Source organism: Alkalinema pantanalense CENA528 (assembly GCF_050753345.1).
Lineage (GTDB): Bacteria > Cyanobacteriota > Cyanobacteriia > Leptolyngbyales > Leptolyngbyaceae > Alkalinema > Alkalinema pantanalense.
Genome location: NZ_JBLZFX010000032.1, coordinates 15,498 through 30,348, shown reverse-complemented (window position 1 = coordinate 30,348; position 14,851 = coordinate 15,498). Strand labels below are relative to the sequence as shown.

At 52.6% G+C, this 14,851-nt stretch carries 10 protein-coding genes; 5 read left to right on the top strand and 5 right to left on the bottom strand.

Annotated features, from left to right (window positions below):
* Positions 1–316: 316 nt before the first annotated feature.
* From ACN4EG_RS12510 to ACN4EG_RS12495, 4 genes are read left to right on the top strand one after another with little or no spacing between them, the layout of a single operon-like run.
* On the top strand, positions 317–1,633 hold the full coding sequence (locus tag ACN4EG_RS12510) for a glycosyltransferase family 4 protein (RefSeq protein ID WP_431629857.1): 1,317 nt from the start codon (positions 317–319) through the stop codon (positions 1,631–1,633).
* Between the two features lie 43 nt (positions 1,634–1,676).
* On the top strand, positions 1,677–2,849 hold the full coding sequence (locus ACN4EG_RS12505) for a glycosyltransferase (RefSeq protein WP_431629855.1): 1,173 nt from the start codon (positions 1,677–1,679) through the stop codon (positions 2,847–2,849).
* Entirely contained in the window at positions 2,846–4,147 is a 1,302-nt protein-coding gene (locus ACN4EG_RS12500) for a glycosyltransferase family 4 protein (RefSeq protein ID WP_431629853.1), read from the top strand. Before ACN4EG_RS12505 ends, ACN4EG_RS12500 begins: the two co-directional genes overlap by 4 nt.
* On the top strand, positions 4,128–5,507 hold the full coding sequence (locus ACN4EG_RS12495; RefSeq protein WP_431629852.1) for an O-antigen ligase family protein: 1,380 nt from the start codon (positions 4,128–4,130) through the stop codon (positions 5,505–5,507). The genes ACN4EG_RS12500 and ACN4EG_RS12495 overlap by 20 nt, the downstream gene beginning before the upstream one ends.
* 59 nt (positions 5,508–5,566) lie before the next feature.
* Here ACN4EG_RS12495 and ACN4EG_RS12490 read toward each other — a convergent pair whose 3' ends face one another.
* The 5 genes from ACN4EG_RS12490 to ACN4EG_RS12470 form a co-directional block, all read right to left on the bottom strand.
* On the bottom strand, positions 5,567–6,766 hold the full coding sequence (locus tag ACN4EG_RS12490) for a VWA domain-containing protein (RefSeq protein WP_431629851.1): 1,200 nt from the start codon (positions 6,764–6,766) through the stop codon (positions 5,567–5,569).
* Positions 6,767–6,861: 95 nt separating this feature from the next.
* A complete protein-coding gene (locus tag ACN4EG_RS12485) occupies positions 6,862–9,219 on the bottom strand; it encodes a DUF5682 family protein (protein ID WP_431629850.1) in 2,358 nt (785 codons plus the stop codon).
* 13 nt (positions 9,220–9,232) lie between these two features.
* Complete coding sequence (locus ACN4EG_RS12480) at positions 9,233–10,372, bottom strand: ATP-binding protein (protein WP_431629848.1); 1,140 nt, start codon at positions 10,370–10,372, stop codon at positions 9,233–9,235.
* A 76-nt stretch (positions 10,373–10,448) separates the two neighbouring features.
* The gene (locus ACN4EG_RS12475) at positions 10,449–11,966 is read right to left on the bottom strand and encodes a DUF5691 domain-containing protein (RefSeq protein WP_431629847.1); all 1,518 of its coding nucleotides are present in this window, start codon (positions 11,964–11,966) and stop codon (positions 10,449–10,451) included.
* 14 nt (positions 11,967–11,980) lie between these two features.
* Positions 11,981–13,306: an SWIM zinc finger family protein gene (locus tag ACN4EG_RS12470; RefSeq protein WP_431629845.1), complete on the bottom strand. Its 1,326-nt coding sequence runs from the start codon at positions 13,304–13,306 to the stop codon at positions 11,981–11,983.
* Positions 13,307–13,671: 365 nt separating this feature from the next.
* Between ACN4EG_RS12470 and lpxD the strand changes: the two genes are divergently transcribed.
* Positions 13,672–14,697 carry a UDP-3-O-(3-hydroxymyristoyl)glucosamine N-acyltransferase gene (gene lpxD / locus ACN4EG_RS12465; RefSeq protein ID WP_431629844.1) on the top strand — a complete coding sequence of 342 codons (1,026 nt, stop codon included), beginning with the start codon at positions 13,672–13,674 and terminating at the stop codon, positions 14,695–14,697.
* Positions 14,698–14,851: the final 154 nt, after the last annotated feature.

Sequence of the window (14,851 nt, the reverse complement as noted above, 5' to 3'; positions counted from 1 at the left end):
AGTCATAATTCGAATTGTGACTAATGTGTTATTGGCCGCATCTACTCAACCTTGATATCCTTTGCATCTAGGCTTGTCGATCGATTGGCTAACGTTGTTTCAGGCTGAAGCATGGCTTCAAACCATGATGTTATAACCATGATGTTTAAACCATGATGTTCAGCCCTGTAGGATCTATTGGCCTGAATGATAATTCTCCCTTTGAAATCGTTGCTAGGTCAGGCTAACGGGCGATTGCTTCCATCATTGATTGTCAGAAACTCTATCAGGAAGATGCTTCGCATAGAAATCTACCGTTATCTACACTCACAATTTCATGAAAGTTCTGCTACTGAATGACTCCGATAACCAAGGGGGAGCTGCCCGAGGAGCCTATCGCCTCTACCAAGGTTTACAGCAACTAGGGGTTCACGCAAACATGCTGGTTCGGTACCAATGCACGGAGGATCCCGGCGTTTTTTCCCCGAGGACTCTTTGGGCTAAAGTCTCGCGCCGCATGGGCAATCTACCGCTGTTGCGCTATCCCGATCGTCAAGTGGGATTATTTTCCAGTCAATGGTTTCCCAATGGAACAGTACGGCAAATTCGTCAGTTACAGCCTGATATTCTGCATCTCAATTGGATCTGTAGTGGCTATCTAACGGTGGAAGCGATCGGGCAACTGCGTCAGCCCCTCGTCTGGACATTGCGGGATATGTGGGCCTTTACGGGTGGCTGTCACTACAGTCAAAGCTGCGATCGCTATGAACAAACCTGTGGTCACTGTCCTCACCTCGGCAGTTCAGTGGATCAAGATTTATCACGTTGGATTTGGTACCGCAAAAGAGCTGCATGGCGAGACTTAAACTTGACGTTAGTGGCTCCCAGTCAATGGATGGCGGATTGTGCTCAAAGGAGTGCCCTCTTCCACAACCATCGGATTGAGGTGATTCACCATGGCCTCAATTTGCAAACCTTTCATCCCACGCAAACTCGCATCGCCCGAGCGGCCCTCCAGCTTCCCCAAGATAAGCAAATTGTTGTCTTTGGTGCCCCCAATGCCCTAGAGGATCCCCGCAAAGGTTTTCAGTACCTATTGCCTGCTTTGCAGCAACTGATTGCGAATGATTGGGGCCAACGGATTCACCTCGTCATCTTCGGGGCGGATAATCCTGAAATGTCTATCCAGCTCAATTGTCCGGTGACTTCGCTGGGCCACATTGATTCCGATCGTACCTTGGCTCTCCTCTACGCGGCGGCGGATGTCATGATCGTGCCCTCCCTACAGGAAGCCTTTGGCCACACGGCCTGTGAAGCCATTGCCTGTGGCACTCCTGTTGTTGGCTTCAATGCCACAGGTATCAAAGACATTGTGGCCCACCAACAAAGTGGCTATCTGGCGAGGGCCTATGAGATTGATGATTTGGCGCGGGGCATTGCCTGGGTACTTCAGGATCCAGAGCGCCATGCCCACCTCCGGCGAACCGCACGATCGCAGGCCGTCGCCAACTTCGACTATGTGAAACAGGCAACCTATTACACCCGACTCTTTGAGGATTTACTGGAACAGGAGCCAGCCCTCTCCCCACAAAGGGTTCCGCTGAGTCAAAAGATGTCAGATTTATTGCCCTCCGTAAGTCGTTGGAAAGATTAAGTTCACTGTCAGGCTGGTTGCGTTAGGGAAGAGGAGCACCGAGATGAAGATTTACTGCTATTTAAAGCATTTTCCCTTTGATAAAGATCCCCGCTCCGAAGGAGTCAGCAAAGCTGTCCATGGGTTGGCCTCCGGCTTGGTCAAACAGGGCAGTTCGGTGACGGTGCTCTGTGAAGGCAATCCTGCGGGACAACGGATAACTCCGGAAGGCTATGAGATCCACTGCTTTCCTAGCGCCAGTTCTTCGCCCAGTTGGAACCTTGCCCCGGAACTGCAACAATTTCTCCAGACTCAATTTAGTCAGGCAAGGGCAGAGGAGGCGATCGTGCTTCTCAATGGTATTTTCCATCGCAGTGTCTTCGCTGTGGCTCAGCAACTCCGGAAATTGCGAGTTCCCTACATTGTGGCTCCCCACGATCCCTATCACCCAGCAATCTTCCAGAAAAATGCCCATCTCAAGTGGCCCTACTGGTTTTTAGTGGAAAAACGATTATTGCAACAGGCCAGGGCAATTCAGGTATTGGATGCCCAGCACAAGCAATGGTTAACTCGGCTTGGGATTCACAGGCCGATTTTAGACTTACCCAACGGTTTTGAAGCCCAAGATGTGCTGCCAGAGACGGAATTGCAATGGCAACGCAATAACCCCGAGCACCCCAACCCGGTTACTCGATTTTTCTTTCTGGGACGCTTGGATGCTTACAACAAAGGACTCGATCTACTGATTGATGCCTTTGCCCAATATCAAAAATCGACATCCATTCCCAGTGACTTGACTATTCAAGGCGCGGATTGGGGCGATCGGGCCAGCCTAGAAGCCCAAGTAGAACGATTACATTTAACAGGAACTGTGAAGTTTCTACCCCCGGACTACCACACCAGCCCCTCTCAGTTAGCAGTTCAGTATGATGTCTTTTGTATGCCCTCCCGGTTTGAAGGCTTTAGTCTTTCGGCCTTAGAAGCGATGTTGGCCGGGCGCGTCCTACTCGTTTCAGATGTCGCAGGCATTGCCACCCATATCCAAGCCAGTGGTTGTGGGGTGGTGGTGCAAGCCAGTGGGGAGAGCATTTGTCAGGGGATGCAACAGCTTGGGAATTGTCGCGATCGTTGGCCCGAGATGGGCTTAAAAGGTCGCCAATATGCTCTGGAAAATTTACAGTGGGAGCAAATTGCTCAAAGAGCATTGCAACAGTACCGTCGTTTGGAGGCTGTATGAAAATCTTGCTCTCTGCCTATGCCTGTGAACCCAACCGGGGATCGGAACCGGGAGTTGGGTGGAATGTGGCCTTGGCCTTGGCTCAGTATTCCTCAGTTCAGCAGCCAGAACCGCATCAAGTGTACGTGCTGACGACCGCCGCCCACCGGGCTGGTATTGAAGCGGAATTAGCTCAGAACCCGCAACCCAACCTCACGGTGGTTTATCTCGATCCCTTCGGTTGGATTTATGACTGGAGCCAGGAAGGCAAGCATTACACTTGGTCAGTGAATTTACATTATTATCTCTGGCAAATTAAAGCCTATTTCGTCGCGCGATCGCTGCATAAACAGCATCAGTTGGATATTGCCCAGCACGTTACCTACGTCCGCTATTACAATCCCAGTTTTCTGTCTTTTCTACCGATTCCCTTTATCTTCGGGCCAGTGGGAGGGGCAGAAATTGCACCAGAACCTTTTCTAGCGACGTTTAAACCCAAGGAGCAATGGTTCGAACGAATTCGCGCCTTGGCTAAACGGGTTGGTGAATGGGATCCTTTCCTATGGCTGACTGTGAGACGCAGTGCCCTAGTGTGGGTTACCACCCAAGACACAGAAAAGCGAATGCAAGCCTTAGCGGTTCCCAAGGTAGAAATTCTCAGTGAATCTGGGATAATTGATTCTGAAATTGAGCAATTGAATCAATACAAATTGCCGAACCAGGACAAGATTCAATTTATCAGTATGGGACGCTTACTGCATTGGAAGGGCTTTCACCTCGGCATCCAAGCCTTTGCCCAAGCTAATCTTCCCAATGCGACCTATTGGATTTTGGGGGAAGGCCCCGAGGAAGGGCGACTGAAGGAATTGGTCAGTTCCCTAGGGTTAACCGATCGGGTTCAGTTTCTGGGTAAATTACCTCGGGCAGAAGGGCTGCAAAAACTGGCTCAGTCCCATGCGTTGGTACATCCGAGTCTTCATGATTCCGGTGGTTGGGTCTGTCTAGAAGCCATGGCAACGGGGCGGCCTGTTATTTGCTTAGATTTGGGAGGGCCAGGAACGCAAGTTACCTCAGCAACCGGGTTTAAAGTGCCTGCTCACGATCCCGATCAGGCAATTCAAGACTTGGCCCAGGCCATGGAACAAATTGCCAGCGATCGCGTCCTCCGGGAGAACATGGGAGCAGCGGGCAGAACCCGTATTCAACAGCATTACCGCTGGGCCAACCGTGCTCAATTACTGACAACAACCTACGCCAAGATTCTCCAATCTCGTTCCTCCAAACTGGTAAGGCAGAACCATGAAGAAGTTAGGAATTAGCCGACGATTTCTAGGGTGGCATACTTGGGTTTTGCTGGGCTACTCCTTGTTTGGCCGGGGATTTTCCTATGTGGGGGTTGCGCCGCTGTACATTGGCGAATTCACCCTATTTTTGGGATTCATGACTCTGATCTTGAATCGTTCTTTGTCCAAGCTGATAGGGCATCACTTACCTCAACTATTCCGTCAGCCTGCCCCCTGTTTCCTGGCGATTTTTGTTATTTGGTGCATTCTACAAACGATTCCCTATGTTCCTAAGTACGGCATTGATTCGATTCGAGATGCCGCAATGTACTATTACAGTTTCTATGCCTTTATCATTGCGATTCTTCTGACTGCCAAGCCAGATTTATTACTATTTTTACTGCGGCGATATCGCAGCTTTATTATTGCTTTTCTACTGATTTTGCCAATCACTTGGACGATTTATCAAGCAGGAATTGCTCCAGATATTCCAGGGGCACCCGCAAAGGTGGTTGACATCAAAATTGCAGATGCTATGGCCCATTTAGCGGGCTGTCTTGCTTTTTTTGTTGCCCTCAAACCCCCGATCGCTGCATTTTTAATACTTTTCTTACTGAATGTGGGGTATGTGGGTTCCCAGGCTAACCGATCGGGAACCGTTGCCTTTGCGCTTGCTTTTTTAGTGGTTGGAGTTAATCAAATTCAAAGTAAACGACTTTGGCAAATTTTGATTGTTGTTGGAATTGCCTTAACTTTTATCGTGGCTTTGAATCCCAGTTTGATTGAGGTGGTTTCTGCTAAGGTTGCAACTATTTTTTCCGATGAAGGATCAACCCGCTACCAAGGGACAAAAGAGTGGCGACAAAAGTGGTGGGCTAAGATTATTGACTATACGTTTAACGGCGAATATTTTTGGACTGGGCGAGGATTTGGCATTAACCTTGCAACGGTGGATGGCTTTGATCCCTTCCAAAATGGAGTATTGCGAAGTCCTCACAATGGCCACATTAATTTCTTAGCCAGAACGGGAGTGCCCGGTTTTATTCTTTGGTTGTGCACCCAGGCGAGTTGGGGCAGTACGATTTTGTTAGCCTATATTCATAGTCGGCTGCGGGGATTGAAATACTGGTCTGGGTTGTTTATGACCTTGCTGACCTATTGGTTGGCATTTATGACAACGACGACCTTTGAGGTGATCATTGAAGGGCCAACGGGTGCAATTTGGATTTGGACAATTTTTGGGGTTGGGATTGCTGCGGTTCAAATTTATCGAACGACCCCGGAATTGCTTGACCTTTCCTCCTCACAGACCGTAAATCTGTCTCCGGAGGAGGAAGCGCTGGCGTTACAACCTGCATTGACTGAATCTAACGGGTTAATTGGCTCGAAATGGTGATGGTTCCCTTGGGGGCTCATTGGGAATGAGGCGTTGCAGCAGCAGGCGGAGTTATTCGGTTAGCCGATCGTGATCGATTGGGTCGCAGCCCATTGATTCAGATCACGGCGGGCGATCGCGGCGGCCATCAAATCTGGAAACAGGTCAGGCGTGCAGCTAAAACTGGGGATGTCCATGGCGGCAAAGGCTTTGGCATTTTGATGGCAATAGCAGGGTTTCCCTTCATCATTCAGCGCGAGCAGGGCAATCACCTGAACGCCACTGTTGACCAACGTTGCCACCCGCTTCCGCATAGCCGCATTATCGCCCCCTTCGTACAAATCACTGATTAACACTAAAATCGTGTCCTGGGGCTGACGGACTAACCCTTGGCAATAGGAAAGGGCACGGTTAATGTCCGTTCCACCGCCCAACTGCGTGCCAAATAACACTTCGACGGGATCTTGTAGGAGTTCACTCAAATCCACAACGGCGGTATCAAACACCACCATCTGGGTTTTCACCGCAGCCAAGGAAGCCAGGACAGCACTAAAAATGCTGGCGTATACCACGGAAGTCGCCATGGAACCACTTTGGTCAACGCAAAGAATGATATCCCGCAGGGCAGATTGTTTGCGGCCAAAGCCAATGCGCGTTTGGGGAATAATCGTTTTGTGGGCCGGTTGGTAATGCTTGAGGTTGGCGCGGATGGTGCGATTCCAATCAATTTCGCTGTGGCGGGGACGGCGGTTGCGGATCGATCGATTCAAGCTGCCCATGACCGCTTGGCGGGTGGGTTGCTCTAATTTGCGTTGCAATTCTTCCACCACCCGCCGCACCACGATTCGCGCGGTTTCCTTCGTGCGGCTAGGCATGATGTGACTCAAGGACACCAGGTTAGCCACCATGTGAACATCCGGTTCGATCGCCTCCAGCATCTCCGGTTCTAGGAGCATTTGCTGCAAATTCAGCCGTTCCAAAGCATCCTGCTGCATCACCCGCACCACGGAACTGGGAAAATATTGACGAATATCCCCCAGCCACCGGGCTACCTTGGGCGCACTGCTGCCGAGTCCACCGGAGCGATCGCTATTGTAAAGGGCTTCCAGGGCTTGATCCATGGCACGATCGGCGGTTCCTAGGGTTAATGCATCGCCATCGCTACCTGCCCCACTCTCACCATAACCAGCCCCAGCCCCAATGCCATCCGCTTCCCCGCCACCGAGAATCAAGCGCCAACGTCGTAATCGTTCTGTTTCCGAGAGGGGATGGCTATTCATTTCCATATTTCAGTGAAGGCTGTACAGTGATGTAGATGCTTGAGATTGATGATCAAAAGAGCGTTAATTTAGCATTACTATTCCAATTTGCATTCCTATCCCGATCGTGGCCCCAAGAGAAGCTGAAGCATAGGAATTACAGCATTGGCTCGATCGTAGTCAAGATCCAAATTAACCATTTCCGCTGGACGGCCATGGCCGAATCCTTGCCGCACCTGTTGCCCCATTTGCCGCCGTTCCGCAGCGGGAAAATCCGAAAAGGTTCGACGTAACAAGGGCAAGACTGATGAAAAATGATCCGCCGCAAGCTGGCTCAACCAATCATCTATGACTTGCAACAAAACGTGATTGTGGAGCAATAACAGCCCACTGCCCTTTAAGAGGCCGCTAATCCAAGCCGCAGATTGGGCCGGTTGATTGGCGATCGACAGCGCTACGCTTAAGCGATCGGCGACAGTATCCGCAGTCAGGATCCCCGCATCCAGCAGCAACCGACAACAACGCCCCGCAATCAGCCCGGTTAAATTACTTTGATCCGCTAATTGTTGCAGCACCCGTTGCCAGGATTCGGTCAAATCCGGCAGTTGCAACAGGTTAATGGCTTGATTGACCGCAATCAGGTGCTGATCCATTTGCGCCGCTGCATCGTCATCCAGATTGCCGCAGGCGAGGGGCAAACTGATGCAAATGCGAGTCACCAATCCCTGGACGATCGGGTACAAGGTGTCTGCGTTAAAGGATCGCACATTGCCGTAGCGCATCACTTGGGCCAGGGGCGGCACCGCATTCATTAAATGAGAAATATCCTGGGCGATCGCGGCCTCTGCTTGAATCCGCTGCATTAGGGTCGGAATGGCTGACGTTAAATCCGCCAACAACGCCCGATCGAGCAGTTCCGTGAGCGCGGGGAGATTATCAGCGGTTTGGGCCAGATGCCCCAGATAGGCTGTCGCAGCCACTTCCAGCGTATTTCCCCAGGTGCCTTTTTCAATCAATTGCACTTCAAATTGGGGCTTCCAGACGATCGCCCAGCCTTCCTTAAAGGTGCCTTTGCTGCGGGTCGTTTGTGCCTTGCCCCAGGGAATTCCCAGCAGATTTAAGCGATGGAACAGGTGCGATCGCAGCAGATCCGTTTCCTGCCGCAGATCCAGGACTAATTCCTTCAGTTCCGGACTGGGCTTGAGTCGTAGCCGCTTCTGCCAGCGTTGCAAATCCTGCTGCAAGGGGACCATGGGCGTCTCGCTGGGCACTTTTCCCAGGCGATCGTTGATAATCAACTGCTCATGGATCACCCGCATGGGCAACTCATCCCCAAAACACAGCACCGTTTGGGTGGCTTCATTCAACTCTGCAAGTCCAGGTAAGGGATAGTGGCGCAGGGCGGCCAAGGATTCCGCCAGCCGGATCGCTTCAATCACGCTGGCGGAGGAAGCATCCAGCCCCTGTTTGCGTAACAAACGGGCCACGTGGGTCAGCCAGCGAGTACTGATCAGCGTTTTGGGGTCGGCGGAAATGGCCTGCGATCGCCGTTTCGGCTGGGGGTTGTAGGATTGCCAGAGGTGCTGGTACCAGCCCGGAGATTCAATTCCCGCGCCGTAGCCCGTTCGCAAGGCTAAGCGGCCCTGAGTCCAGGGAATCCAAGTGGCGCTGACCTTTGTTTTGGTCAGTCCCTTCAATAACGCTTGATCCTGCTTGACCGGGAGCATTTCAGCTAAGGCGGGGGCATGCCACGCCCCACAGACCACCGCAATTTTGCTAAAGCCTTGTTTTTGGGCATTGCGAATGGTCGTCCGCATGAAGGCTTCCCGTTGCTGTTCCCGTTGCGTGTTGCGGAGGTCTGGCAATTCCGATCGTAGCGCCTGCATGGCTTCCAGGATTGCCTGGAATAAATCCGTACTATCTTGTCGCTGTTCCACTAGCCGTTCCCACCAGCATTCCGCATCACTATCCCCGGCTGCTTTCGCGAGCCAATCCAGCGGATCGGGCAGGAATTCGCCCTGGTCGGTTAGGGTTTCGAGAATGTCTGGAGTGATTGATGGATTAGTAGGTGCTGCTGTCTCATCCGTGATTTCAGGGATTGTTCCAGTTTCGCTTTCATTTAATGCTTCGATCGTGTCTTCAATTTCTGCCTCTAATACCTGGAGTTGATACGCCTGGGGCAAGTCCATAAACTGGACAGCAATCCCACGGGCTAAGGCATATTGCAGCCCTTGCCATTCCGGCGAAAATTCCGCAAAGGGATAGTAGACTGCCTGCTGGGGTTGCTCCGTGGCATAGATCAGCAGGGCCACGGGGGGCTTCATTCCGGCCTGTGCCGCGATCGGGATTAAGGCATCGGCATCCGGCGGCCCTTCAATCAGCACAATATCCGGTTCCAACGCCTGCAACGCCTGCTTGAGACTGTGGGCTGAGCCAGGGCCGTGGTGGCGAATCCCAAAAATATGGATGGTCATAACCTCACCCTGCCTAGAGCACTTCACGGCTAGCGCGATACAAGTCTTTCCAGCCTTCCCGCTCCTTGACGATCGTTTCCAGATACTCCTTCCACACCACCTGATCCTGGACGGGATCCTTGACGATCGCGCCGACCAATCCAGACACTAGGTCGCTGGCCTGAAGAGTCCCGTCGCCGAAGTGGGCTGCCAAGGCCATGCCACTACTCATCACGGAAATGGCTTCTGCGGTGCTGAGGGTACCCGTGGGCGATTTCAGCTTGGTTTTACCATCTTCGGAAAGGCCGTGGCGCAGTTCCCGAAAAATCGTCACGACTCGCCGAATTTCTTCCAAAGCAGGCGTTTCCCCCGGTAGTTCCAAGGCTCGGCCCAGACTGGTCACCCGCCGTTGGACAATATCCACTTCTTCTTCGATCGAATTGGGGACGGGCAAAATGACGGTATTAAAGCGGCGTTTGAGGGCGCTGGACAGTTCATTGACCCCGCGATCGCGGTTATTTGCCGTTGCAATCACGTTAAAGCCCCGTTGCGCTTGCAGTTCGGTGTTGAGTTCCGCGATCGGCAGCGTTTTTTCCGACAACACGGTGATTAACGTATCCTGCACATCGGAGGGAATGCGCGTCAGTTCTTCCACCCGTGCAATCTTTCCCGTTTCCATGGCCCGCATCATGGGACTGTAAACGACGGCCTCCGGCGATGGGCCTTCCGCAAGCAATTTGGCGTAGTTCCAGCCGTAGCGAATGGCTTCTTCACTAATGCCAGCGGTGCCCTGAATCAGCAGCGTAGAGTCACCGGAAATGGCCGCGCTCAAATGCTCTGACACCCAGGATTTGGCCGTTCCGGGTACGCCGTAGAGCAACAATGCCCGATCGGTGGTCAAGGTGGCGATCGCGATTTCCATCAGCCGTCGATTACCAATGTATTTCGGGGAAATTTCGACGCCGTTATCCAGGGTGCCGCCCAGTAAATAGGTGGCCACAGCCCAGGGAGACAACTGCCAGTTGGGGGGACGATGGTGGGTATCCTGCTCCGCCAGCGCGGCCAATTCGTGGGCATACTGTTCTTCCGCATGTTGCCGCAGGACTTGCTTAGCAGTGGATTCAGCAGTAGATTCAGCCGTTTGGGCTTTGGTTTTTGATTGTGCCGTTGCCATAGTGATGAAAATTGAAGAATGGGAAATAAGGACTGAAGGGAACCCTGGTCGAGAGGGGAAAGACCGGTGGGATTGCTTATCCAGATTCCGGTTGCAGCGCTTGCACCATATCCTGACGAAATCGCACCAGTTCGTAAATTTTCTCCAGTTGCTGCTGGGTGTAATGGTCTTCCGATCTCAATGCTTTTAGCGATTTAATAACCGTTATCTGAGTGAGATCGAATTGGGTAACTAACTTGTCATTCAGCCAATAGAAGATCGTCCACAGTTGGCTCTTGGATTGTAGTTTTTCCGCAATCATTGCAATAGCAATTTCCGTCACAGCAGCATTCCAAGGCTGGGTAGAATCCTGAACGAGTCGTCCCAAACGCTCCTGCTCCCCTTGGGCATAACAGTACTGGAGCAATTGATTGGCTTGCTCGGCAGAGAGTAAGGGAAACAGCAATGAATCGGCTTCGGGAAGATAGCGCAGCAACTCCGCCGCAACGATCGCATGGCATTGATTGACGGCGGCATGGACTAAACCCGTGACGATCGCATTGCGCCAAGGACTATGGGTGGTTTGTTCCAGCAAGTCGGAGAGGGTGATCTTAAACTGTTCCGGCCAACTGGCTAGGGGCACCCAACTGATGATTTGTGCCAATTCCATCGCCGTTTTCCCCAGTTTGAGATCGGTGGAGAGCGGGGAAATTTTTGCGACTTTGAAGGGTTTTAAGGTGGCCTCTAGATTTTTGGGTAGATTCACTTCCACCTGCCCCGTAGCCAATCCTGGCAGGTCGATCGCCCCTTGCAGGACGGAAATCGCCAACTGACACAGGGTGGATTGCGGCAACTGCGTTAGTAACCCGATCGCCACCTGTTGCACTTCCTGGCTACGATCGCGTAAACACTGTTCCAACAACGGCAAATCAGCGTCACTTAAATCGATTTGTAGAATTTTCAAAAAGGCAGCACGATCCTTAGCGGATTCCTGGGCGATCGAACTTTCTAACAGCATCCTGGCCTGTTCGGAATCCTGTTGCCGTAACTGTTGTAGGTATTGTATTCGCTGTGCTCGCTTGCCTGTGTCCCAAATCGTATCATCCAGGAGCCCGTTCTCCGAAGTGACGATCGCATAGTTCCAGATTTCTTGCTGCTGGGCTAACCAGCGACCCCGCTGTCCCAGAACGGGCAGAATCACGGGTTGGAGTTCCGATTGCTTCGCACCTCGATCGAGCAATGCAGGCAGCAAGCGATCGGGAATGCGCCAACCCGCCCGAGCCACCAAGCTTAAACATTCCGGTAAGAATGCAGGGCGATCGCCGCGAATGGTTTGGTGCAAATAGGACAGCGTAGACGGGGGTGCAGGCGGTAAATCCGCGAGGTCACAGGCAATCGGGGCGGGGGCGTTGAGCTGAGTCGGTTTCTGACCCGCTTTGCCATAGAGCGTCAGAGCTGCGGCCTGCTGGAGGAGCGCAACCTCCTGAGGAGCAGGCGGCAACTGGGTCAAAAATTGCCCGATCGCACTGGAATCCACGAGTTCCGGCGGCGTTTGGCGATCGGTGCCGATCAGCGCAGCCGCCACCAACGTTTGCCAAAGAGTTCCATCAGCCATCTTGTTTCTCCTGCCTACAGCACCACAAATTCACCCTGCACCCAAGCCGACAGCGGATAGAACTCACTGCCATTCCACTCGCCCGTCAGATCGATCGCGTGGCCCCCTCCTAGCGCGATCAGTTCCCACAGGGTGGGATAGTTCGCCCCAATTGGCAGGGCGTTATTGTGTCGATCGCAGACAGCCCCCTGCCCCTGCCTCTGCACCACCGTCACCGCCTGCAAGGTCACTACAAGCCTTTCCAGCCAAGGCTGCTGACTGAGGGCGTGGCTGTACTGGGCGAATAAATCAACAATGTGGGCGGTTTTAGCAATGATCGCGGGGGTAATGGCTTCTAAGGTGTCCGATCGGGATTGCACGATCGCCCGCTGGGGATAGGTACTGGGAAAAAACGCCAGTTCCGCTGGCACCACCGTGCCGGGGAGAAAACTGACCTCAAAGGGCTGTTTCCCGTGGGCAAAGAGCAGAATGAGCGCTAGGGTTTGACTCGTGACGCCCTGGAGCCAAATCCGACGAATGCGTAAGGGATCTTCCACCTCGTCCCGCTGCCCCAAAACGACCCAGTGATCGGTCACCACCTGCGCCGTAGCCAAAACTTCCTCTTGGCTCATCGTCCAACCTATCTGCGATCGCACATCGGCCTGTAGGGCAGGCGGCAGAGTCTCTAAGCGCTGGTAACTCTCCAGCAATAAATGGAGGGCTCCCAGTTGGCTGAGTAACCGTTCTGGCCAGCCAGTGCCGGAATGGGCCGTTCCTGCCATGGCTTGTAGGCGTCTGGCTAACCCTGGTGCTTGGGCATCCACCATCCTCGCCGCCACCTGCTCCCATTGCTGATAGGACAGTTCCGCAGCGCTGGCTAGCCCCCGGCGCAGCAAATCCGCGAGCCATTGTTGTAGCTCAGCCACCCCAGCATCTACCTTTTTGGCTCGTTTTTCCTGCCGTTTGGCTTGGGCTTGGGGATCGGCGATCGTGGCGGCTTTTTCGGCGGCTTTTTCCTGTTGTTTGGCTTGGCGCTGGTGGCGACTTTCCAGCCATTCCTGCACCCAGTCGGGTGGTGTGGGGTCTGTAAACAACGAGTCGGATTGGGCTAGCAGCAAGAACAATCCCAAGCCATGCTTACAGGGAAACTTGCGACTGGGGCAACTGCACCGAAAGGCAGGTTCAGCTAAATCAATTTGGGTGCGGTAGGGTTTGCTGCCGCTGCCTTGGCATTCTCCCCAAGCTACAGACTCCGATCGACCACAATTCTGCCATTTCCGCCCAGTGGCTAAACTCTGACCGTTTTTGGCGGAGGTGGCGTCTGGGGCGAGGGCCAGGATTTGCTCGGCAGTCCAATTCATAGGCAAAGGGGGGGCTGGGTAAAGGGGGGGCTGGGTAAAAGGGGGAGTAGCACATCCCTGGGTTAATGTTCCCGCTGGTAACGGTAAAGCCACGGAGTTGTTAACAAAGTTTATCCACCAAGTTCATTAACCAAGTTCATTAACCAAGTTCATCCATTAAGCGCCATGAACCAAGCTTTAATTGACCAACTCTTGTCTAGGGCGGCAAAGTTACAGCCGAAAATTGACGGTTCAAGGATAGATCAATTGTACTATATCAATTCCTGGGGGACAACCGAAAGTAGTCGAATCATGCTAGACTGCAGCGCGCATGATAACTTAGATCACTTAGTTGGGTCAGTGGCACAGGTGGGCTAGAAAAAACCATGAAATTCGGTGAGATTATTGATCGGTTGGGGGCAACTCAGTTCAACGGCGATCGCGCCTTGGACATTACCGGAATCGCGGCGATCGACCAAGCCAAGGCTGGTCACCTCAGCTATGTGGAAGGTACAAGATTTGCAGCCAAAATCACGACCACCCAAGCCAGTGCCTTAATTCTGCCCTCCCAGGAAGCCTTACAAGCCCAAGCCACCGATCGGGGATTGGCCTGGATTGAAGTGAAACATCCCCGATTAGCCTTTGCCCAAGCGATCGGTCTGTTCTATCAACCCTACAAACCCGCACCCAGTATTCATCCCAGCGCTGTGATTGACCCCACAGCAACAATTGGCGATCGGGCAGCCATTGGTGCAAATGTGGCTGTTGGCGCAAATGTTGTGATTGGTGATGATGCTGTTATTCATCCCAATGTTGTCATTTATCCCAACGTGACGATCGGCGATCGGGTTACTTTGCATGCTAACTGTACGGTTCAAGAGCGCACGCAGATTGGCCATGACTGTTTAGTCAATAGTGGTTCTGTGATTGGGGGAGAAGGCTTTGGCTACGTTCCCACGCCCAACGGTTGGTACAAAATGAATCAATCCGGCTATGTGGTACTGGAAGATCTGGTAGAAATTGGCTGCAATTGCACGATCGATCGGCCTGCGGTGGGGGAAACGCGGCTCAAGCGAGACACCAAACTGGATAATATGGTGCACATTGGCCATGGCGTCACTGTGGGTCAGGGTTGTGTCATGGCGGCTCAGGTGGGCATTGCGGGCGGCACGACCCTAGGCGATCGGGTCACGTTGGCGGGGCAAGTGGGCGTGGGTAACAACATCACGATCGGCGAGGGGGCGATCGCGTCATCTAAAGCCGGTGTTCACAATAGCATTCCCCCAGGTCAAATTGTTTCAGGCTATCCAGCAGTGGATCACAAGATTTACCTCAAATCTTCGGCTATCTATAGCCGATTACCGGAGATGTACCAAGTGTTCAAACAAGTCAAGAAACGGCTGGGGCTGTAGGGTTATACCAAATCAACTAGTAATTGCAACACATAACGATCCCCCTAAATCCCCCTTAAAAAGGGGGACTTTGAAAGAATTTGCCTGAATTCCCCCCTTAAAAAGGGGGGCTAGGGGGGATCGGATCTGTAGCATTATCTGTAGCATTAATTAA